The organism is Rhodopseudomonas palustris, from assembly GCF_034479375.1.
Classification (GTDB): Bacteria; Pseudomonadota; Alphaproteobacteria; order Rhizobiales; family Xanthobacteraceae; genus Rhodopseudomonas; species Rhodopseudomonas palustris_M.
Genome location: NZ_CP140155.1, coordinates 4571618 through 4592125, shown reverse-complemented (window position 1 = coordinate 4592125; position 20508 = coordinate 4571618). Strand labels below are relative to the sequence as shown.

Here is a 20508-nt window from a genome sequence, read left to right as displayed (position 1 = left end):
GAACTTAGCTGCTACACGCCCAGATGCCGCTCCAGCAATTCAGGCTGCGCGGCGAGCGCCGACGGCACGCCGTCGAACACGATCACGCCTTTCGCCAGCAGCACCATGCGGTCGGCGATCACGGAGAGGCTGCGGAAATCCTTGTCGACCACGATGGTGGCAACGCCCTCGCCGCGGATCACGCCGAGCGTGCGCCAGATCTCCTGCGCGACCAGCGGCGCCAGGCCTTCGGTGGCCTCGTCGATCAGCAGCAGGTCCGGATTGGTCATCAGCGCGCGGCCGATCGTCAGCATCTGCTGTTCGCCGCCGGACAGTTGATGCCCGCCATGGCCGCGGCGCTCGGCGAGCCGCGGAAACAGCTCGAAGATCCGCGGCAACGTCCAGGTGGCGCGGCCATCACGGCCGGGCCGCGCGGCCATCGTGAGATTCTCGACGACAGACAGCGCACCGAACACGCCGCGGCCTTCCGGCACCAGCGCAACGCCGCGCCGCGCGATCGCATCCGGCGGGACGCCGGCGATATCATCGCCGTGCAGCCGGCGCTGGCCGCGGCAGGCCGGCACGAGCCCCATCAAGCTGCGCAGCAGCGTGGTCTTGCCCATGCCGTTACGGCCGATCAGCGCGATCTGCTCGCCGCGCCCGACCTCGAGGTCGATGCCGTGCAGGATCTGGCTGACGCCGTAGAACGCCTCGAGCCGCTCGGCCTGCAGCAGCGCGGTCATGCAGCATCTCCGTGGGTACCCAAATACGCCGCACGCACAGCCGGATGCCGCCGCACGTCTTGTGGCAAACCCGAGGCAATCACGTGGCCGTCCTGCATCACCGTCAGCCGGTCGGCGAGCTCGAACACCGCGTCCATGTCGTGCTCGACAATCAGGACTGCGTGGCATTCGCGCAGCGAGGCGATCAGCGCGATGATGCTGCGCGCCTCGGCCTGGCCCATGCCGGCGAGCGGCTCGTCGAGCAGGACGATCGACGGACCCGTCGCCAGCACCATGGCGATCTCGAGTTGGCGTTGTTCGCCGTGACTGAGCACATTGGCGATGATACTTTCGCGCCCGGCGAGGCCGGCCTTGGTAATTGCCTCGATGGTGCGGCGCTGCACCTCGGGATCGGCCGAGGCGCCGCCGAACATCCTGAGCGGCGCGCGCGAGCGCGCCTGGGCTGCGAGCCTGACGTTCTCGTGCACGGTGAAGCGCGGGAAGATCGTGGTCTTCTGGAACGCGCGGCCGATGCCGGCGCGGGCGCGTTTATCCGGCGCCAGCGCGGTGATATCAGTGTCGCCGAGCCTGACCGTGCCGGTGCTGGCGGAGAGTTCGCCCGACAACAGATTGATCAGCGTCGATTTGCCGGCGCCGTTCGGCCCGATCACCGCGTGGATCTCGCCGCGCTTGACGACGAGCGAAACATCGGCGACCGCGCGCAGCCCGCCGAAGCGTTTGCCGAGCCGCTCGGCGTGGAGTGCGATCTCAGGCATGACCGGTCTCCGGCGCGGGCGCCGAGGTCGGCTTGATCGCGTGGTCACGTGCGGGTTCGCGCGCCGCCTCGCCGAAGACCATCGGCCAGAGCTGCCGCACGCCGTTCGGCAGCAGCAGCACGATCGCGATCACGATCACGCCCTCGATCAGCTTCCAATGTTCGAAAAACGCTTTCAGCACCTCTTCCAGACCGAGCAGCACCAGCGCGCCGATCAGCGGCCCGGTCACGGTGCCGAGCCCGCCGATCAGCACCATCACCAGCACCGTCGCCGATTGATGCCAGCCGAGCATCTGCGGCGCCATGAAGCCGAACTGCACCGCGGCCAGATAGCCGGCGAGCCCGGCGAGCGCGCCGGACAGCACAAAGGCGATCAGCCGGATGCGGAAGATCGGAAAGCCGAGCGCGCGGGCGCGACGCTCGTTGTCGCGCGCCGCCGCCAGCGCATGGCCGAACGGCGAGCGCACCACCGTCATCAGCAGCGCGACCACCGCGACGGTGACGCCGAGCACCAGGAAGTAGAACGTCGAAGGCTTGTCGAGATCGAGCAGGCGAACGCCTGCGATCACCAGTTCCGGCTTGGCGTTGATGAAGGCGCCATCGGAGCCGCCGGCGAAATCGGCGTCGTGAAACAGGTAGAACAGCATCTCGCCGAAGGCGAGCGTGACCATGATGAAGTACACGCCGCGGGTGCGCAGGGCGAGTGCGCCGATCACCAGCGCTGCGAAGCTCGCCGCCAGCACCGCAACCGGCAGCGTCAGCAGCAGCGACGCCGCGTCGTATTTCGGCGACATCAGCGCCAGCACGTAGCCGGCCAGCCCGAAGAACGCCGCATGGCACAGCGACACCAGCCCGCCCTGCCCGACCACCAGATTGAGCGCCATCGCCAGCACGCCGAGGATCAACGCCTTGCTGGCGAACTGCACGTAGTATTGCGGCACGACGAATGGCAGCGCAATCGCGGCCAAGAGGCAGAGCGCCGGCAGTCCGCTTGCTCTAACAAGGTTCGCCCTCTCCTTCGTCATGGCCGGGCTTGTCCCGGCCATCCACGTCTTGCGCGGGGCTGAGGCAGAAGTTCGTGGATGCCCGGGACGAGCCCGGGCATGACGGCGGGGGCGGTGTGAGACCGTGCATTCATCTGACAGGCCATCTCACGCCTCCCGCCGCCCCAGAATGCCGTTCGGCCGCCACAGCAGCACGATCGCCATCAACAGATAGATCAGCATGCCGGAGACGCTGGGGAAGAACACCTTGCCGAAGGTGTCGGTGAGGCCGATCAGCAGCGCGCCGATCGCCGCTCCCGCGACCGAGCCGATGCCGCCGAGCACCACGACGACGAAGGACAGGATCAGCATGCCGTCGCCCATGCCGGGATACACGGTCGAGATCGGCGCGGTGACGATGCCGCCGAGGGCGGCGAGCGCGATGCCGGTGGCGAAGACGAGGCGGTTGACCTTGTCGTAGTCGATGCCGAGCACGCGGGTCATCTCGCGGTTCTCGGCGCCGGCGCGGACGATCATGCCGATCTTGGTGCGGGTGATGACGAGGAAGATCAGCGCCGCCACGCCGATGCAGAATACGCAGATCGCCAGCCGATACACCGGATAGGACAGATTGTCGGTGAGCTGCAGCGAGCCGGACAGCCAGTCCGGCGGCGCCACCGAATGCACGTCCTTGCCGAACAGCAGTTGCCGGACCTCGTCGATCACCAGAATCAGCCCGAACGACAGCAGCACCTGCGCCAGATGATCGCGGCCGTACAGCCAGCGGATGAACACGCTCTCCAGCGCCAGCCCGAGCAGGAAGGCGATCGCGACGCCACCGACCAGCGCGGCCAGGAAGTTGCCGGTCATCAGCGCGATCCAGTACGCCAGATAAGCGCCCAGCATGTAGAACGCGCCGTGCGCGAGGTTGATCACGCCGAGAATGCCGAACACCAGCGTCAGCCCGCTCGCGACCAGAAACAGCACCATGCCGTATTGCACGGCATTCAGGAGCTGCACGCCGAAGGTGATCAGGTCCATGGCTTACGGCCTAACTGCACGGTCGCTCCCCTCGCATTTGTCATTCCGGGGCGCTCGCGCAGCGAGCGAACCCGGAATCCCGAGCTGTTCTGCGATTCCGGACGTCGCCCCAACCTCTGGATTCCGGGTTCGCGCTTCGCGCGCCCCGGAATGACGGTGCTTGTTAGTTGTCTGGTGGCTCACGCGCGACCCTTTCCACACGCTGTCATTGCCGGGCTCGACCCGGCAATCCATCCCTTGAGGAAATCACGTCAAGATGGATGGCCGGGTCAAGCCCGGCCATGATGCACGTTTGCAGGCCGCCGCGCCGCCCACGCGCCGGCGCTCACGTCATCTTGCAGCCGCGCGCCGGGTCGTCGACATTGGCCTGCGCGATCGAGACCATCTCGTTGCGGCCGTTCTTCACCTCGCGCAGATAGATGTTCTGGATAGGGTTGTGCGCCTTGTTGAACGACAGCGGCCCGCGCGGGCTGTCGATCTTCGCCGCTGCCATCGCCTTGATCATCGGATCGCGCATCGCCGGATCGCCCATCACCGCGGTCAGGCCGATGTCGAGCAGCGCGGCGGCGTCGAAGCCCTGCACAGCGTAGATGTCGCCGTCCTTCTGGGTCTTGGCCTTGAAGGCTTTCAGGAAAGCGACGTTGGCGGGATTGTCCAGGTTGTCGGCGTAGTGCAGCGTGGTCTTGATGCCGTTGGCCGCCTCGCCCTGCGCCTCGATCGTGCCGTCGGTGAGGAAGCCCGCGCCGTACAGCGGGATCGTCTTGTTGAGGCCCGCCGCCGCGTAGTCCTTGACGAACTTCACCGCGCCGCCGCCGGCGAAGAAGCTGAACACCGCGTCCGGCTTGAGCTGCGCAATGCGGGTGATCAGCGCCTGGAATTCGACCTGCGGGAACGGCAGCGTCAGGTCCTCGACGATCTTGCCGCCGTTCTTGGTGAAGTTTTCGGCGAAGGCGCCGACCATTTCGGCGCCGGCGGTGTATTTCCAGGTGATGGTGACGACGTTCTTGATGCCGGCATCGGCCATCACCTTGCCCATCGGGAAGGTGGTCTGCCAGTTCGAGAACGAGGTGCGGAAGATGTTCGGCGCGCAGGCCGGCCCCGTCGCGTCGTTGGCGCCGGCATTGGGGATGATCAGCAAGGTGCCGCTGTCGCGCGCCACCTTGACCATCGCCATCGCGACGCCGGAATGCACCGTGCCGATCACCACGTCGACCTTCTCGCGGCCGACCAGCCGGTTCATGTTGTCGGTCGCGGCCTCCGGTTTGGATTCGTCATCGACCTGCACGAAGGTCACCTCGCGCCCGCCGAGCTTGCCGCCTATCTGCTCGACGCGCAGCCGGAAGCCGTCGTCGATGAACTGGCCGAGCTTGGCGAACGTCCCGGTGTAGGGCAGCATCAGGCCGACCTTGAGCGGCGCGGTCTGCGCGATCGCCGGCGTGGCGAAACGCGGCGCCACCGCGAGCGTGGCGGCGCCGGCGGCGCCGGTCAGCAGCGCGCGGCGGGATAGCGGCGGCAGACGTCGGATCGTTGACATGGCGTTCTCCCCTTGATGGTGCCGTTCGGTGATTGTTGTGCTGAGGCGCTTCTCGTCCGGACACGGCAATCACCGCGGCCGACCGGGCGCCCTTGGTCCCGAACCTGACGGCAGCATAATTCAGGACGCCACGAAGGCAAGAATTATAGTGCAGGTTGCGATGTCGATGAGCGGCTTCGGCCAAGCCTACCCGCTGTCGCCCCGCGCAGGCGGGGACCCATACGCCGCAGCATCCCGGTTTGAAGCCCTGTGGCAACGGCCTTGCTTCGCTCGGGAAGCCAGGCGTTATGGGTCCCCGCCTGCGCGGGGGACGACTCGCGTGGCCCTCACCCCCACCCCTCTCTCGCAAGCGGGAGAGCGGGCGCGCTGCGGAATGGGGGAGCCGACTTTGCCAATCACTTCGCCCCCTCACGTCTCGAACGTCACCCCGATCCTGTTCTGCTTGATCCAGATCAGCCGGCAGTTGCGCACCTCTCCGACGGGCATCACCAGCCGGAACCGCTCCGGAATATAGGCTGCATTGTCGACGTCGATGGCCGCCCCTTCGGCGGAGATGTTGCGCACCAGGCAGGTGAGGCTGGTGCCGCTGAAGGACACATGAGCCGGTTCCTCGACCTCGCTGCGAGGATGTCTGCGCTTGTCGTCCACCGTATCTTCCATCTGTTCGACGCCAGTTTCGCGGCCGCCCTCATGCGGCTTCGCCGGGAAGCAACACCACGCGACGCGAAAAATTCCACGGCAATACGATCGGCGCGTGCGACGACACGGCCCCGCTCACGGCTGGGTCCGCTCGAACTGGCGCAGCAGCTTGTTGCCGCGCGCGACTGCGGAGTCCATCGCCGCCTGAGCCGGCTTTCGGCCGCTGAACGCCTTCTCGAGTTCATCGTCGATGACGTCACGGATCAGAACGAACGACCCGAGCCGAAGCCCGCGCGAATTGTCCGTCGGCGGCTTCAGCGTCATCTGCTCGATCGAAATCGCCGTGCCGGGATTGCGATCGTAGAACCCCTGCGCGCGCGTCAATTCGTAAGCGGCCCGCGTCACCGGCAGATAGCCCGTGTTCTGATGCCATGCGGCCTGCACCTCGGCCCGCGACAGATAGGCGAAGAACTTGGCGACGCCTTTGTACTCCTCGGCCGGACGGCCGCGCAGCACCCACAGCGTCGCGCCGCCGATGATGGTGTTCTGCGGCGCGCCGGCGACATCCGGCCAATACGGCAGACGGCCATAGCCGACATCGAATCTGGAATTGGCGATGATATCGGCGCGGGTCGCCGACGAGCCGATGAAGATGCCGCAATCGCCCTGCTGGAATCGCGGCTCCGCCGCGGTGGCGCGGCCGCCATAGTCGAACACCTTGGTCTTCTGCCACTCCGCCAGTTCGGCGACGTGGCGGACCAGGACCGGATTGTTGAACACCAGCACCGCGTCCATGCCGCCGAGGCCGTTGGACCGGGTCGCGAGCGGGAGGTTGTGATAGGCGGAGAAATTCTCGACATTGACCCAGGACGGCCAAGACGTCGTGAATCCGCACGGAGCGCCGGCGGCGACCAGCCGCGTCGCCGCGGCGGCGACCTCCGGCCAGGTGCCCGGCGTCGTCTCTGGATCGAGGCCGGCCTGTCTGAACATCGACTTGTTGTAATACAGGATCGGCGTCGACGCGTTGAACGGGAACGACAGCATGTTGCCGGCCAGATCGGTATAGTAGCCGGTCACCGCGGGAAGGTAGTCCGACGCGGAGAATGCTTCGTCTTCGTCTCGCATCAGCTCGTAGACCGGATAGACCGCGCCCTTCGCCGCCATCATGGTCGCGGTCGCGATCTCGTTGACCTGGACGATCGCCGGCTGGCTCGACGAGCGGAAGGCGAAGATCGAGGCGGTCACCGTCTCGGTGTAGTTGCCCTTGTAGGTGGGAATCACGCGGTAATCGGATTGCGATGCGTTGAAGTCGGCGGCCAGCCTGTCGAGCTGCCGGCCGAGCTGGCCGGACATCGCGTGCCACCACGCGATGTCGGTCGCCGCCAGCGCGGCGCCGTTGCCCACGACGATTGCAAGCACGACAATGGCCGATGTCAGCAGGATGCCGGGCCGCCCCCACCGCCGATCACTCCCGATAGCCATTTCCTATGCCAGTCTGCTAGATTGGCGGGACTCTCCGGCCCCGGTCGCGGGGCGCAACCTTATGGGATCGAACTTGCCGCTGTCCAGTCGAGCCGCGATGCCCAGCGCAGCCGCCGCCGTGATCGGATCGGCATTCGTCGCACTGTCATCGTGTGCCGTCGGCTCACAGTGCAGCGGCCACCACCCGCAAGGCCGAATGAGTTGGCCCCGTTGAACCAGCGCCAGGACAACAGCGGCGACGCACAGGCGAGCCTTGCGAGTCGCACCGGAATCGTCGGCCTGGTCCGCGCGGTGCCGATCCGCTGGCGCATCCTGTCGATCGCGGCGCTGAACTCGCTGGTGGTGCTGATCCTCGCCAGCATGATCTGGAGCGGCGCGCGGGTGCTGAGTTCGGCCTGGGACGACGTCCGCCAGGTGCGCGAATCCGACAATATCCTGGCGCTGCTCGAGAGCGAGACCAGCCGGCTGCAGAACCTGATCCATCGCTACATCAACCAGCCGAGCCCCGACCTGTTCGCCGAGATCCTGCTGCTGCGCGAGGCGGTGCTGGGCACGCTCACCAACCGCGCCTCGACCGATCCGATGCTGTCGGGCTCGGTCGCCGAACTCGAGCGGGTGACCGAGCGCTTCCTCAACGGCTTCGGCGATCTGCGTGCGCTGCAAGGCAAGATCAAGGACACTTACGAAAACCAGGTGCAGGGACCGGCGCGCGACATCGCCGGGCTGTACTCGATCATCGAGGGCGCCACCGGCCGGCGCGACGCCCCGATCTGGCCGCCGCTCGGCCGTTCGCGCGAGGCGTTCACGGCGATGCTGGTGGCGGCCAATTCCTACTATCTGTCGCTGTCCAAGGAAGCCGCCGAGGCCGCCCGGCGCAACACCGAGACGATCGAGCGTACCGTGCCGGTGATGATCGAATTCGCCGACAACGACCTGCAGAAGATGGCGCTGCAGCGGCTGAAGACCCGCGTCGCCGCGCTGCGCGACGGGCTGCAAACGCTGTCGGATCAGCTCGCGAGCCGCAGCGACCTGTTGCGCAACGCGATCGACGCCAGCCAGGCCTCGACCATCGGGGCGATCGACGCGCTCTCGGTGAAGATGCGCCAGCGCGAACAGAAGGCGCAGGCGACGTTCGACCGGACGCTCGCCAGCATCTCGCGCAAGGTGCTGTGGATCGCGGTGATCTTCATCGGCGTGATCATGGTCGCCGGCACCGTGATCGCGCTCAGCATCCGGCTGCCGTTGCAGCAGATCCTGGCGGCGATGCACGCCATCACCTCCGGCGACTACGGCCGCCGCGTCGCCGGCACCGGCGCCCGCGACGAGGTCGGCGCGATGGCGCGCGCGGTCGAGGTGTTCCGCGAGAACGCGATCGACAAGCGCCGGGCCGAGGACGATCTGCGCGCGTCCAAGGAGAAGGCCGAAAGCGCGCTGCTCGAACTCAATGCCGCGCAGCAGAATTTGATCGACGCCGAACGGCTGGCCGCGCTCGGCGGCCTGGTCGCGGGCGTCGCCCACGAGGTCAACAATCCGATCGGAATCAGCCTGACGGTGGCGTCGAGCTTCAGCCGCAAGGCGACGATGTTCGAGGCCGAGCTGAAAGGCGACGCGCCGCTGCGGCGGTCGCAGCTCGACGACTTCGTCCGCTCCTCGCGCGACGCCGCGCAGCAGCTCGTCGCCAATCTGCAGCGCGCCGCCGAACTGATCCAGTCGTTCAAACAGGTCGCGGTCGACCGCTCCCATGCCGAGCGCCGGCAATTCAATCTGCACGAAGCCACCGACCAGATCGTCGCCAGCCTCAAGCCGGTGCTGAAGCGGGCGCCGATCGAACTCGCCCTCGACGTGCCCGACGGGCTGGTGATCGACGGCTATCCGGGCGCCTACGGCCAGATCCTGACCAACCTGTTCCTGAACGCCGCCAACCACGCCTTCGCCGACGGCCGCGCCGGCCGGATCACGATCACCGCGCGGCCGCGCGGCGACGACATCGAGATCGTGTTCGCCGACAACGGCGCCGGCATGACCCCCGACGTGCAGCGCCAGGCGTTCGACCCGTTCTTCACCACCCGCCGCAACGAAGGCGGCACCGGGCTCGGCCTGCACATCGTTTACAATCTGGTCACCCAGCAGCTCGGCGGCCGGATGATGCTGGAATCAAGAGTAGGACAAGGCACGACTTTTCGCATTATCATGCCCCGCACCGCCACCGGCGGCTCGACCGACGCCGACACGCCCATCGACGGAAATGTGCAATGGCCGACCAGGACGATATCCTCCAGCTGATCGAAGATACCGAGCCGGGTCCCGAGCCGTCGAACGCCAAGCGGTGGAAGATCGCGGTGATCGACGACGATCCCGCCGTCCACGAGGGCACAAGGTTCGCGCTCAGCGACTACAACCTCAACGGCCAGACCCTGGAAATCCTCTCGGCCTATTCGGGCGCCGAGGGCCGCGAGCTGATGCGGAACAATCCCGACATCGCCGCGGTGCTGCTCGACGTCATCATGGAGACCGACGCCGCCGGGCTCGATCTGGTCGAATTCATCCGCGACGAACTGAAGAACGAGACCGTCCGCATCATCCTGCGCACCGGCCAGCCCGGCCAGGCGCCGGAGCGCCGGGTGATCGTCGATTACGACATCAACGACTACAAGGCCAAGACCGAACTCACCGCCGACAAGCTGTTCACCTCGCTGACCGCCGCGCTGCGCAGCTACCAGCAGCTCGAACGGATGGTGCAGACCCGGCGCGGCCTCGAGATCATCATCGACGCCGCCTCGACGCTGTACGATTTCAAGTCGATGCAGCGTCTGGCCGAGGGCGTGTTGACCCAGATCGCGTCGCTGCTCAATGTCGACTGCGCCGGAATCCTGGTGCTGCGCGACGCCGGCGACGACTTTTCGGTGCTGGCCGGCTCCGGTTGCTACAGCCGTTTCATCGGCTCGGCCGGGACCCGGCCGCTCGATCACGACCTGCGGCAGATGGTCGAGGAGGCGTTCCGGCGCCGCAAGCACGAATTCGCCGACCATCGCACCGTGCTCTATGTCCGGACCGGCAGCGGCCGCGAGGTGGTGCTGCTGCTGCAGGCCGAATGCGAACTCTCGGAAACCGACCGCTCGCTGGTCGAGATCTTCGGCAGCCGGCTGTCGATCGCATTCGACAATGTGATCCTGTACAAGCAGCTCCACGAGGCCAACACCCAGCTCGAGGACCGGGTCGCGCAGCGCACCCGTGCGCTGACCCAGGCCAATCGCCGGCTGTCGACGCAGTGGATGCGGCTGCAACGCGCCAACGCCTTCAAGAACGAGATCCTCGGCACCGTCGCGCACGACCTGAAGAATCCGCTCGGCGTCATCCTCGGCCGCACCGAAATGCTCACTGAACTGATCGGCGCCGACTCGCCGAAGGAAAACGTCATCGCCCAGGTCGATCACATCCGCGAGGCGACGCGGCGGCTGACCTCGATGGTCGACCATCTGATCTCCGATGCTATGGCCGATGCCTTCGATATTTCGATCCGGCGTGAGGCGGTCGATCTCGCGGCGCTGGTCGCAGAGGTCGCCGAGGCCAACCGGCCGATGGCGCAGAACAAGCAGCAGGCGATCTCGGTCTCGATCCCCACCGCCCGGATGACGATGTGCGACGCCGACCGGGTGCGCGAGGCGATCGACAATCTGGTGAGCAACGCCATCAAATACAGTCCGATCGGCGGCAAGATCGCGCTGCAGGTCGACGGCGACGACGACAGCACCATCGTCCGGGTCACCGACGAGGGCGCGGGCCTGTCGCCGGAGGACCTCAGCCGCCTGTTCGGCCGGTTCCAGCGGCTCTCCGCCAAGCCGACCGCCGGCGAAAGCTCGACCGGGCTCGGCCTGTCGATCGTCAAGAAGATCATCGACATGCACGGCGGCAATGTCGACGCCCACAGCCCGGGCCCGGGCCAGGGCGCGACCTTCACCATCACCCTGCCCGCGTCGACCGCATCATGAGCCAGAGCCCGCACATCATCGTCGTCGACGACGAAGCCCCGGCCCGCGAAATGGTCGGCGACTATCTGCGCATGCACGGCTTCGTCGTGACGCTGTGCGACGGCGGCAAGAGCCTGCGCGCCGAGATCGAAACCAAGGTCCCCGACCTCGTCGTGCTCGACCTCAACATGCCCGAAGAGGACGGCCTGTCGATCATCCGCGACCTCAAGGCCAAGACCAACGTGCCGGTGATCATGCTGACCGCGACCGCCAGTCCGATCGACCGCGTGGTCGGCCTCGAGCTCGGCGCCGACGACTACGTCGCCAAGCCTTGCGAGCTGCGCGAGTTGATGGCGCGGATCCGCTCGGTGCTGCGCCGGGCCGCGCCGCGACCGGCCGCGGCACCTGCACCGACCGCGGCGCCGGCCGGCCCCGCCCACCAGCATTTGGTGCGGTTCGGCACCAAATGGCTCGACCTCGAAGCCCAGGCGCTGCGCGACGACGAGGGCAACGAGCACCCGCTGACGGCGTCCGAATTCGGCCTGCTGAAGGTGTTCGCCGCCAATCCCAAACGGGTGCTGTCGCGCGAGCGGCTGCTCGAGCTCGCCAACGCCCGCGACGCAGAGGCGTTCGACCGCGCCGTGGATCTGCGGATCATGCGGATCCGGCGCAAGATCGAGCCGGATCCGACGAAACCGGCCGTGATCCGGACCATTCGCGGGGGCGGCTATCTGTTCTCGCCGGCCGCCGAGCGCCCCTGAGCCCGGCCGAGTCCGTGTCGGCCTGCGCCCGGATTCGCCACCCTGCGACGCGCCGCCAGGGCCAGTCGCGACCGATGCGGCGGCAGGCGATAGCGCCAATCCTTCGGTGGCCGCGGCGCGCCGGCGGCGCTCGACGACGTTTTGCCGTGTGGCGGCAAACCGCGGCATCGGATCCTGAAATCAGGGGCGTTTTTGTCTGAATGTTTCTTCGTCACAGCCGCGACGAAACATTTCTCCCCCTCATGAAACCATTTTCGGCGGTTCGCGCAGACGTCCTGAAATGGTGCTTAACTAGTAAAGCTCCCAACGACGCCGCAGGGGAGTGCGGCGGACAACGGGAGTTTTTCATGCAAAACGTCATTGCCATCAACGATGCGGGCCGGCTGGGCATTGTTGCCGCACAGGCCACGACCGACGAAATGCTGCTGGCCGGCATCGCCGATGGCGACCGGACGGCGATGCATACGCTTTATTCCCGTCACAACGTGCGGGTCTATCGTTTCATCCTGCGCATGGTGCGTGACGGCGCGACGGCGGAAGATCTGGTCAGCCAGGTGTTTCTCGACGTCTGGCGCACCGCCCGGCAGTTCGAAGGCCGCGCCCAGGTCTCGACCTGGCTGCTGTCGATCGCCCGCTTCAAGGCGCTCACCGCGCTTCGCCAGCGCCAGCATGAAGACATCGATCAGGACGACGTGCTGGAGATTCCCGACGGCGCCGATACGCCCGAAGCCGCGCTCGACCGCAGCCGCACCAGCGACATTCTCCGCACCTGCATCGCCAAGCTGTCGCCGGCGCATCGCGAGATCATCCACCTCGTTTACTACCACGAAAAAACGGTCGAAGAGGTCGGACGCCTCGTCGGCATCCCGCAGAGCACGGTGAAGACGCGGATGTTCTACGCCCGCAAACAGCTCGCCCAGTTGCTGAAGAGCCACGGCGTCGAAACCATGGCCGCCTGATCCGGCAGCGGCGCAGGCCGCGGCTGCCGCCGCGATCGAACGGTTCTTTAGAGAAGATCTTCTTCGGCGCAATTCACCCGGGCGGCTGGCAATGTTATGCCTGTCGCAGGCGACGATCGAACGACTGAACCGCCAATGACACAATTGAAACAATAGATGACATCAGCCGGAAAGATTTCGGCGCTAGATTGATCCCGTCAGCACCGGACAATGACCGGCGCCAGAATTTCGAAAGCAGCTTCTCCAGGTTGCGTCACCATTGCAGACCTCCAGCGACCCGGACGGGATGCCCCCCGCCCGGGTTTTGCTTTTCTGAACCGGCGACGCGCGACGTCGCGACCACGCAGGCACCACCCAGGCACCGCTAGGACAATATGGCCTAGCGCATCGCGACCTTGTCATCGGCTAACCCTTGGGAATCGTCATGTCACGGCGATAGGATCATTTCGGACGACCTCGCGTTGTCCGCTCGTCACGGTCGCGGATCGGTCCCCATGTTCGAAACTCTTGATCCCGTAGTTCTGGCGCGCCTGCAGTTCGCCTTCACGGTTTCTTTCCACATCATCTTCCCGGCCTTCTCGATCGGCCTGGCGAGCTACCTCGCGGTACTCGAAGCGCTGTGGCTTTGGACCGGGCGCGAAGTTTTCATCAACTTGTTCAATTACTGGATGAAAATCTTCGCCATCGCGTTCGGCATGGGCGTCGTCTCCGGCATCGTGATGTCGTACCAGTTCGGCACCAACTGGTCGGTGTTCTCCGACAAGACCGGGCCGGTGCTCGGCCCGTTGATGGCCTATGAGGTGCTGACCGCGTTCTTCCTGGAAGCGGGATTCCTCGGCGTGATGCTGTTCGGCCTGAAGCGGGTCGGCCCGAAGCTGCATTTCGTCGCCACGCTGATGGTGGCGATCGGCACGCTGATGTCGGCGTTCTGGATCCTGTCGGCGAATTCCTGGATGCACACGCCGGCCGGCTACGCGGTCAACGCCGACGGCCAGTTCATCGCGACCGACTGGTGGAAGCTGATCTTCAATCCGTCGTTTCCCTATCGCCTCGCCCACATGGTGCTGGCGGCCTATCTGACCACCTCGCTCGTGGTCGGGGCGGTCGGCGCCTATCATCTGCTGAAGAATCCGCGGCAGCCGGGCGCGCGGATGATGTTCTCGATGGCTATGTGGCTGCTGATGATCGTCGCCCCGATCCAGATCTTCGCCGGCGATCTCCATGGTCTCAATACGCTGGAGCATCAGCCGGCGAAGGTGATGGCGATGGAGGGGCACTATCAGAGCCACCCCGACGGCGCGCCTTTCATCCTGTTCGGCCTGCCGGACCAGGACGCCGCGGTGGTGCGCTACGCGCTCGAGATTCCCAAGCTGTCGTCGCTGATCCTGAAGCACTCGCTCGATGCGCCGCTCGCCGGCCTCGACACCGTGCCGCGCGAAGACTGGCCGCCGGTGCCGATCACCTTCTGGTCGTTCCGGATCATGGTCGGTCTCGGGCTGCTGATGGCGGCGCTCGGATTCCTCGGCCTGTGGGTGCGCTGGCGCGGACGGCTCTACGACTCGCGGCCGACGCATCGGTTCGCGCTGGCGATGGGGCCGGCCGGCTTCGTCGCGGTGCTGGCCGGCTGGGTCACGACCGAAACCGGACGGCAGCCTTTCACCGTGTTCGGACTGCTGCGCACCGTGGATTCGGTCTCGCCGCTCGCCGCGCCCGCCGTGGCGTGGTCGCTGATCGCCTTCGTGATCGTGTATTTCGCCGTGTTCATCGCCGGCACCGTCTACATCCTGCGGCTGATGGCGCACCCGCCGCATCACGGCGAGGAAGGCCCGCGCGGCGAAACCCCGTCGCGCGCCGCCGGCATCACGCCGGCGCCCGCGATCTCCACCCGCAGGTTCGGCTGACATGGATTACGATCTCGCGACCATCTGGGCCTTCATCATCGCGTTCGCGGTGTTCGTCTACGTGGTGATGGACGGCTTCGACCTCGGCCTCGGCATCCTGTTTCCGCTGTTTCGGCAGAAGCGCGACCGCGACGTCATCATGAACAGCGTCGCCCCGGTATGGGACGGCAACGAGACCTGGCTGGTGCTCGGCGGCGGCGGCCTGTTCGCGGCGTTTCCGCTGGCCTATGCGGTGCTGATGCCGGCGCTGTACACGCCGATCATCGCGATGCTGCTCGGCCTGGTGTTTCGCGGCGTCGCGTTCGAATTCCGCTGGCGCAGCCAGCGCGAGCGCAATCGCTGGGACATGGCGTTTTTCGGCGGCTCGCTGATCGCCACCATGGCGCAGGGCGTCGCGCTCGGCGCGCTGCTGCAGGGCATCGCGGTGGAGGGCCGCGGCTATGCGGGCGGCTGGTGGGATTGGCTGACGCCGTTCAGCGTGCTGACCGGGCTGGCGCTGGTGACCGGCTATGCGATGCTCGGCGCCACCTGGCTGGTGATGAAGACGACCGGCGAGCTGCGCGACGAGGCCTATCGGCTGAGCCGCTGGCTGCTGCTCGCGATGCTGGTCGCGATCATCGCCGTCAGCGCCGCGACGCCGTTCCTGAGCTACGACTATTCGGAGCGATGGTTCGCCTGGCCGAACGTGCTCGCCACCGCGCAGGTGCCGCTCGCCGTCGCGATCGTCACCGCGCTGCTGCTGCGGGCGCTGGCGCAGCGCCGGGACTACCAGCCGTTCCTGCTGACGCTGTGCCTGTTCGCGCTGTCCTATGCCGGGCTCGGCATCAGCATCTGGCCCTATGTGGTGCCGCGCAGCATCACCATCTGGCAGGCGGCGGCGCCCGAGAACAGCCAGCTCTTCATGCTGGTCGGGGTCGCCATCCTGGTGCCGATCATCCTCGCCTACACCGCGTGGGCCTATTGGGTGTTTCGCGGCAAGGTCGACCCCGACAGCGGCTATCATTAGAGCATGAGCCCGAACAGGAAGCGGCGATCGCCGATGTCCAATTTTGAACCTTCCGGCCCGCTGTCGCGACGGTTGCTATGGTTCGCAGCGCTCTGGCTCGGCGGCGTCGGCGCGGTCGTGCTGGTGTCGATGATCCTGCGGTTGTGGATCGCGCCGGGCTGACGTGATACAGAGCCCGGCGCGACAGCGTCGGGAGGGGTATCGATGATCGGAATGTCACGTCTGTTCGGCCGGCTCGCATTCGCCGCGTCGCTGCTGCTGTTCGCCGCGCCCGGCCATGCGCAGCAACCGGACGTCGGCGACGAGCCCGGACTGATCGCCAATGACGACTACGAATTGCCGCCGGAACTGCGCAAGCAGATGGTGTTCTTCCGCACCAGCGAACCGCCGGGCACGATCGTGGTGCAGACCTCCGAGCGCTACCTCTATCTCGTGCAGGGCAACAATCGAGCGCTACGGTACGGAATCGGAGTGGGCCGCGAAGGCTTCCAGTGGCAGGGCCTGCTGAAGATCTCGCGCAAGGCGGAATGGCCGGATTGGGTGCCGCCGCCGGAAATGATCCAGCGCCAGCCCTATCTGCCGCGCTTCATGGCGGGCGGGCCGGGCAATCCGCTCGGCGCCCGCGCGATGTATCTCGGCTCGACCATCTATCGCATCCACGGCACCAACCGCCCCGACACGATCGGCACCGCGATTTCGTCCGGCTGCTTCCGGCTGGTCAACGCCGACGTCGCCGATCTCTACGAGCGCGTCCCGGTCGGCACCAAGGTCGTGGTGCGGCAGAAGCCCTCGCTATAGTCCACGCCGCCCAACCTGCGTTCAAACATTCATCTCAATCAGAGAGACGTTCTCGATGTCATTTCGCAAGGGCCTGCTGATCGGCCTCGGCGTCGCCGCCGTGGTCGCCGCCGCCGCCGTCACCTATGAGCGCTACGACACCAAGACGCTGAAGCGCACGATCCGGCGCGACGCCGTGCTGTGCGGCGTCAACAAGGGCCTGCCGGGCTTCTCGACGCCGGACGAAAAAGGCAACTGGACCGGCTTCGACGTCGATTTCTGCCGCGCGGTGGCGGCGGCGATCTTCGACGATCCGAACAAGGTGAAGTTCGTCCCGCTCGACGCCAACGAACGCTTCAAGGAACTGCAGAGCCGCAAGGTCGACATCCTGTCGCGCAACTCGACCTGGAGCATGTCGCGCGAGGCCGGCTACGAACTGTACTTCCCGGCGGTCGCCTATTACGACGGCGAAGGCTTCATGGTGCCCGCCTCGCGCAAGGTGGACAGCGCGCTGGAGCTCGACGGCAGCAAGGTCTGCGTCCAGGACGGCACCACGACGCGGCTCAACCTCGCCGACTATTTCCGCGCCAACAACATGAAGTATCAGGAGGTCAAGTTCGGCAAGCTCGACGAGGTGGTCGCCGCCTACAACAGCGGACAATGCGACACCTTCACGGCCGACGCCTCGCAGCTCTACGCGCTACGCCAGACGCTGCCGAAGCCGGGCGACCACGTCATCCTGCCGGATCTGATCTCCAAGGAGCCGCTCGCGCCGGTGGTCCGCCAGCGTGACGACGAATGGATGATGATCGTGAAATGGTCGCTGTACGCGATGATCAACGCCGAGGAGCTCGGCGTCACCTCGGCGAACATCGACGAGGCGCTGAAGTCGAAGAAGCCGGACGTGATGCGGCTGGTCGGCACCGAGGGCGCCTATGGCGAAGAGCTCGGCCTCGGCAAGGATTGGGCAGCGCGGATCATCCGCCACGTCGGCAATTACGGCGAGGTCTACGACCGCAACGTCGGCAAGCTCGGCATCCCGCGCGGCCTGAACCAGCTCTGGAGCGCCGGCGGCATCCAGTACGCGCCGCCGATCAGGTAGCGACACAACAGGCCGTCATCGCCCGCGAAAACGGGCGACCCAGTATTGCAGAGCGTCGGCGATCAGCAACGAACGCTCCGGGATACTGGATCCCCGCATGCGCGGGGATGACCATTGTGGGCGGGGATGACCGTCTTCGTTGTAGGTGCTCCAGCGCCTTCTGAATGACCTCTCGGTCGTCATTCCGGGGCGCGCGCAGCGCGAACCCGGAATCTCAGCAGCGCAAACAAACTCGGGATTCCGGGTTCGCCGCTGCGCGGCGCCCCGGAATGACGGACCGGGGGCGACACGCCGACGTCCGTATCCTCAATACTTCTTCCACTCCGCCAGCGCTTCGGCGTGGTAGTTGGCGTCGCCGAAAAGCTCCTGCAGGACGCGCGCGCGCTTCATGAACAGGCCGACGTCGAACTGATCGGTCATGCCCATGCCGCCATGCATCTGCACGCCCTCCTGCACCGCGAGCGTCGTCACCGTGCCGGCCTTGGCCTTGGCGACCGAGACCGCGAAGCCCGCGTGTTCGGCGTCCGTATCGACCGCCTGCAGTGCCTTCAGCACCGCGGCGCGGACGATCTCGATCTCGGTGTAGAGATGCGCGGCGCGGTGCTGCAGCGCCTGGAATTCGCCGATCCGTTTGCCGAACTGCTTGCGCTCCTTCAGATAGGCCACGGTGCGGCCGAACGCCTCGTCGGCGACGCCGAGCATTTCGGCCGCGACTGCGGCGCGACCGATGTTCAGCACCGTGTCGAGCAGCGCCGCCCCGCGATCGACCTCGCCGAGCACCTGATCGGCATTCACTTCAACCTCGTCGAAGCTGATCCGCGCCGCGTTGTGGGCGTCGACCATGATGGTGTGCTCGATCGAAACGCCTTTCGCCTTGGGATCGACCAGAAACAGCGTCAGCCCGTCGGCGTCGCCCGGCTGGCCGGCACTGCGCGCGGCGACGATCAACAGGTCGGCGACGTGGCCGTCGACCACCAGCGCCTTGGCGCCTTTCAGTTTGAAGCCGTTGCCGGCGCGGGTCGCGGTCAGCGCGATCTTCGACGGGCGGTGCTTGGCGCCTTCATCGACCGCCAGCGCCGCGATCAGCGAGCCGTCGGCGATTTTCGGCAAGTAAGCCTTCTTCTGCGCGTCCGATCCGCCGCGGGCGATCGCCGAAGCCGCGAGCACGGCGGTCGCGAGAAACGGCGACGGCGTCAGATTGCGGCCGATCTCCTCCATCACCACGCCGGCCTCGACGCAGCCGAGCCCGGAGCCGCCGAATTCTTCCGGCACCAAGAGGCCGGCGAAGCCCATTTCGGCAAAACTCTTCCAGAGATCCCGGGAGAAGCCGGCGGCGTCGCGCTCGTCGCGCAGCTTGCGGAAGTGCGCGACCGGCGCAGTGTCGCCGATCAGCCCGCGCGCCGAATCGCGCAGCATAGTTTGTTCTTCGGTGAGGACGAGAGCCATGGTGATAAGTCCCGATCAGATATCAGATGAGATGCAAAATTTTAGAGTTCGTCATTCCGGGATGCGCCCCTCGGGGCGCAGACCCGGAATCCATACTCCCTGCGGTGGTTATGGATTCCGGGTTCGCGCTGCGCGCGCCCCGGAATGACGGGGAGAGGGCGTACTTAAGCCCCCGGCAGATCGAGGATGCGCTTGGCGACGATGCCGAGCATGACTTCGCTGGTGCCGCCTTCGATCGAGTTGGCCTTGGTGCGCAGCCAGGCGCGGGCGCGGGCGCCGTCGTTCGAGCGCTCGCTCTCCCATTCCAGCGCGTCGATGCCGCCCGCCGACATCAGGATCTCGTGGCGGCGCTTGTTCAGCTCGGTGCCGTAGTACTTCATCGCCGAGGAAAACGCCGGATGCAGCTGGCCGGCCTTGGCCAGATCGACCGCGCGCTCCGCCGCGCAGGCGAGCGCCGCCTCGTCGATATCGAACGAAGCGATCTGGCCGCGCAGGATCGGATCGTCGAGCTTGCCCCGGTCGTCGGTGCCGAGCGAATCGGCTGCGACCTGGCCGAGCGGCCGGCCGCCGTCGCGCCCGCCCATGCCGGAGATCATCGCGCGCTCGTGCTGCAGCAGATATTTCGCCACGTCCCAGCCGCGGTTGACGGTGCCGACCACGTGCGATTGCGGCACCCGGACGTTGTCGAAGAAGGTCTCGCAGAACGGCGACTTGCCGGAGATCAAGAGGATCGGCTTGGTGGTCACGCCGGGCGACGTCATGTCGAACAGGATGAAGCTGATGCCGTCGTGCTTCTTGGCGCTGGCATCGGTCCGCACCAGGCAGAAAATCCAGTCGGCGTAGTTGGCGTAGCTGGTCCAGATCTTCGAGCCGTTGATGATGAAGTCGTCGCCGTCGGGCACGGCGCGGGTCTGCAGCGAGGCGAGGTCGGAGCCGGCATTCGGCTCGGAATAGCCCTGACACCACCGGATTTCGCCGCGCGCAATTTGCGGCAGGTGCTCGGCCTTCTGCGCCTCGTTGCCGTATTTCAGCAAGGCCGGCCCGAGCATCCAGATGCCGAACGACGACAGCGGCGAGCGCGCGCCGATCGCGGCCATTTCTTCGCGCAGCACCTTGGCTTGCGCGGGATCGAGACCGCCGCCGCCATATTGCGTCGGCCAGTCCGGCACGGTCCACCCCTTGTCGCGCATCCGCTCGAACCAGACCTTTTGCGCGTCGGAGGCGAATTTGGCGTTGCGGCCGCCCCAGAAATTGTCCTCGTCGCCCTGCATCGGCGTGCGCATCTCGGCCGGGCAATTGGCTTCGAGCCAGGCGCGGGTGTCGCTGCGGAATTGGTCGAGATCGGGGGAGGCGGCGTCTGACATCGGCGTGTTTCCATCCGGCGATCGCGAGCGCGATCGGTTGCTCTTGTTGGCCGCGACCTTAGCCGGCGC

18 protein-coding genes are annotated in these 20508 nt (G+C 66.4%); 9 read left to right on the top strand and 9 right to left on the bottom strand.

From position 1 onward, the window contains the following. Positions 1–11: 11 nt before the first annotated feature. The 7 genes from SR870_RS20790 to ugpB form a co-directional block, all read right to left on the bottom strand. The gene (locus SR870_RS20790; protein WP_322515400.1) at positions 12–722 is read right to left on the bottom strand and encodes an ABC transporter ATP-binding protein; all 711 of its coding nucleotides are present in this window, start codon (positions 720–722) and stop codon (positions 12–14) included. Then, positions 719–1477, bottom strand: a complete 759-nt coding sequence (locus SR870_RS20785) for an ABC transporter ATP-binding protein (protein ID WP_322515399.1) — start codon at positions 1475–1477, stop codon at positions 719–721. The genes SR870_RS20790 and SR870_RS20785 overlap by 4 nt, the downstream gene beginning before the upstream one ends. Further along, positions 1470–2501, bottom strand: a complete 1032-nt coding sequence (locus SR870_RS20780; RefSeq protein ID WP_322515398.1) for a branched-chain amino acid ABC transporter permease — start codon at positions 2499–2501, stop codon at positions 1470–1472. The genes SR870_RS20785 and SR870_RS20780 overlap by 8 nt, the downstream gene beginning before the upstream one ends. Positions 2502–2627: 126 nt before the next feature. Continuing rightward, complete coding sequence (locus SR870_RS20775) at positions 2628–3500, bottom strand: branched-chain amino acid ABC transporter permease (RefSeq protein ID WP_322515397.1); 873 nt, start codon at positions 3498–3500, stop codon at positions 2628–2630. A 325-nt stretch (positions 3501–3825) separates the two neighbouring features. Next, positions 3826–5034, bottom strand: a complete 1209-nt coding sequence (locus tag SR870_RS20770; protein WP_322515396.1) for an ABC transporter substrate-binding protein — start codon at positions 5032–5034, stop codon at positions 3826–3828. Positions 5035–5442: 408 nt separating this feature from the next. Continuing rightward, positions 5443–5694, bottom strand: coding sequence for a PilZ domain-containing protein (locus SR870_RS20765; RefSeq protein WP_322515395.1), 252 nt, complete (start codon positions 5692–5694; stop codon positions 5443–5445). A 114-nt stretch (positions 5695–5808) separates the two neighbouring features. Next, positions 5809–7155 carry a sn-glycerol-3-phosphate ABC transporter substrate-binding protein UgpB gene (gene ugpB / locus SR870_RS20760; protein ID WP_322515394.1) on the bottom strand — a complete coding sequence of 449 codons (1347 nt, stop codon included), beginning with the start codon at positions 7153–7155 and terminating at the stop codon, positions 5809–5811. Positions 7156–7425: 270 nt separating this feature from the next. Between ugpB and SR870_RS20755 the strand changes: the two genes are divergently transcribed. The 9 genes from SR870_RS20755 (at position 7426) to SR870_RS20715 (ending at position 17629) form a co-directional block, all read left to right on the top strand. After that, a complete protein-coding gene (locus tag SR870_RS20755) occupies positions 7426–9438 on the top strand; it encodes an ATP-binding protein (RefSeq protein WP_416221174.1) in 2013 nt (670 codons plus the stop codon). Further along, complete coding sequence (locus tag SR870_RS20750) at positions 9408–11144, top strand: DUF3369 domain-containing protein (protein ID WP_322515392.1); 1737 nt, start codon at positions 9408–9410, stop codon at positions 11142–11144. The genes SR870_RS20755 and SR870_RS20750 overlap by 31 nt, the downstream gene beginning before the upstream one ends. Next, complete coding sequence (locus tag SR870_RS20745) at positions 11141–11884, top strand: response regulator (RefSeq protein WP_322515391.1); 744 nt, start codon at positions 11141–11143, stop codon at positions 11882–11884. The genes SR870_RS20750 and SR870_RS20745 overlap by 4 nt, the downstream gene beginning before the upstream one ends. A 347-nt stretch (positions 11885–12231) precedes the next feature. Further along, positions 12232–12843, top strand: a complete 612-nt coding sequence (locus tag SR870_RS20740; protein WP_322518332.1) for a sigma-70 family RNA polymerase sigma factor — start codon at positions 12232–12234, stop codon at positions 12841–12843. A 494-nt stretch (positions 12844–13337) separates the two neighbouring features. Then, positions 13338–14744, top strand: a complete 1407-nt coding sequence (locus tag SR870_RS20735) for a cytochrome ubiquinol oxidase subunit I (RefSeq protein WP_322515390.1) — start codon at positions 13338–13340, stop codon at positions 14742–14744. A gap of 1 nt (position 14745) precedes the next feature. Beyond that, positions 14746–15750: a cytochrome d ubiquinol oxidase subunit II gene (gene cydB, locus SR870_RS20730; protein ID WP_322515389.1), complete on the top strand. Its 1005-nt coding sequence runs from the start codon at positions 14746–14748 to the stop codon at positions 15748–15750. Between the two features lie 33 nt (positions 15751–15783). Next, positions 15784–15912 (top strand): DUF2474 domain-containing protein, encoded by a 129-nt coding sequence (locus SR870_RS20725; RefSeq protein WP_322515388.1) that lies wholly within the window; start codon positions 15784–15786, stop codon positions 15910–15912. Between the two features lie 42 nt (positions 15913–15954). Then, entirely contained in the window at positions 15955–16548 is a 594-nt protein-coding gene (locus SR870_RS20720) for a L,D-transpeptidase (protein ID WP_322515387.1), read from the top strand. Positions 16549–16603: 55 nt separating this feature from the next. Further along, positions 16604–17629, top strand: a complete 1026-nt coding sequence (locus SR870_RS20715; RefSeq protein ID WP_322515386.1) for an amino acid ABC transporter substrate-binding protein — start codon at positions 16604–16606, stop codon at positions 17627–17629. Positions 17630–17935: 306 nt separating this feature from the next. Here the strand turns inward: SR870_RS20715 and SR870_RS20710 are convergent, their stop codons facing one another. Both SR870_RS20710 and SR870_RS20705 read right to left on the bottom strand, forming a co-directional pair. Beyond that, on the bottom strand, positions 17936–19075 hold the full coding sequence (locus SR870_RS20710) for an acyl-CoA dehydrogenase (RefSeq protein ID WP_322515385.1): 1140 nt from the start codon (positions 19073–19075) through the stop codon (positions 17936–17938). Positions 19076–19239: 164 nt separating this feature from the next. Further along, entirely contained in the window at positions 19240–20439 is a 1200-nt protein-coding gene (locus SR870_RS20705) for an acyl-CoA dehydrogenase family protein (protein WP_322515384.1), read from the bottom strand. Positions 20440–20508: the final 69 nt, after the last annotated feature.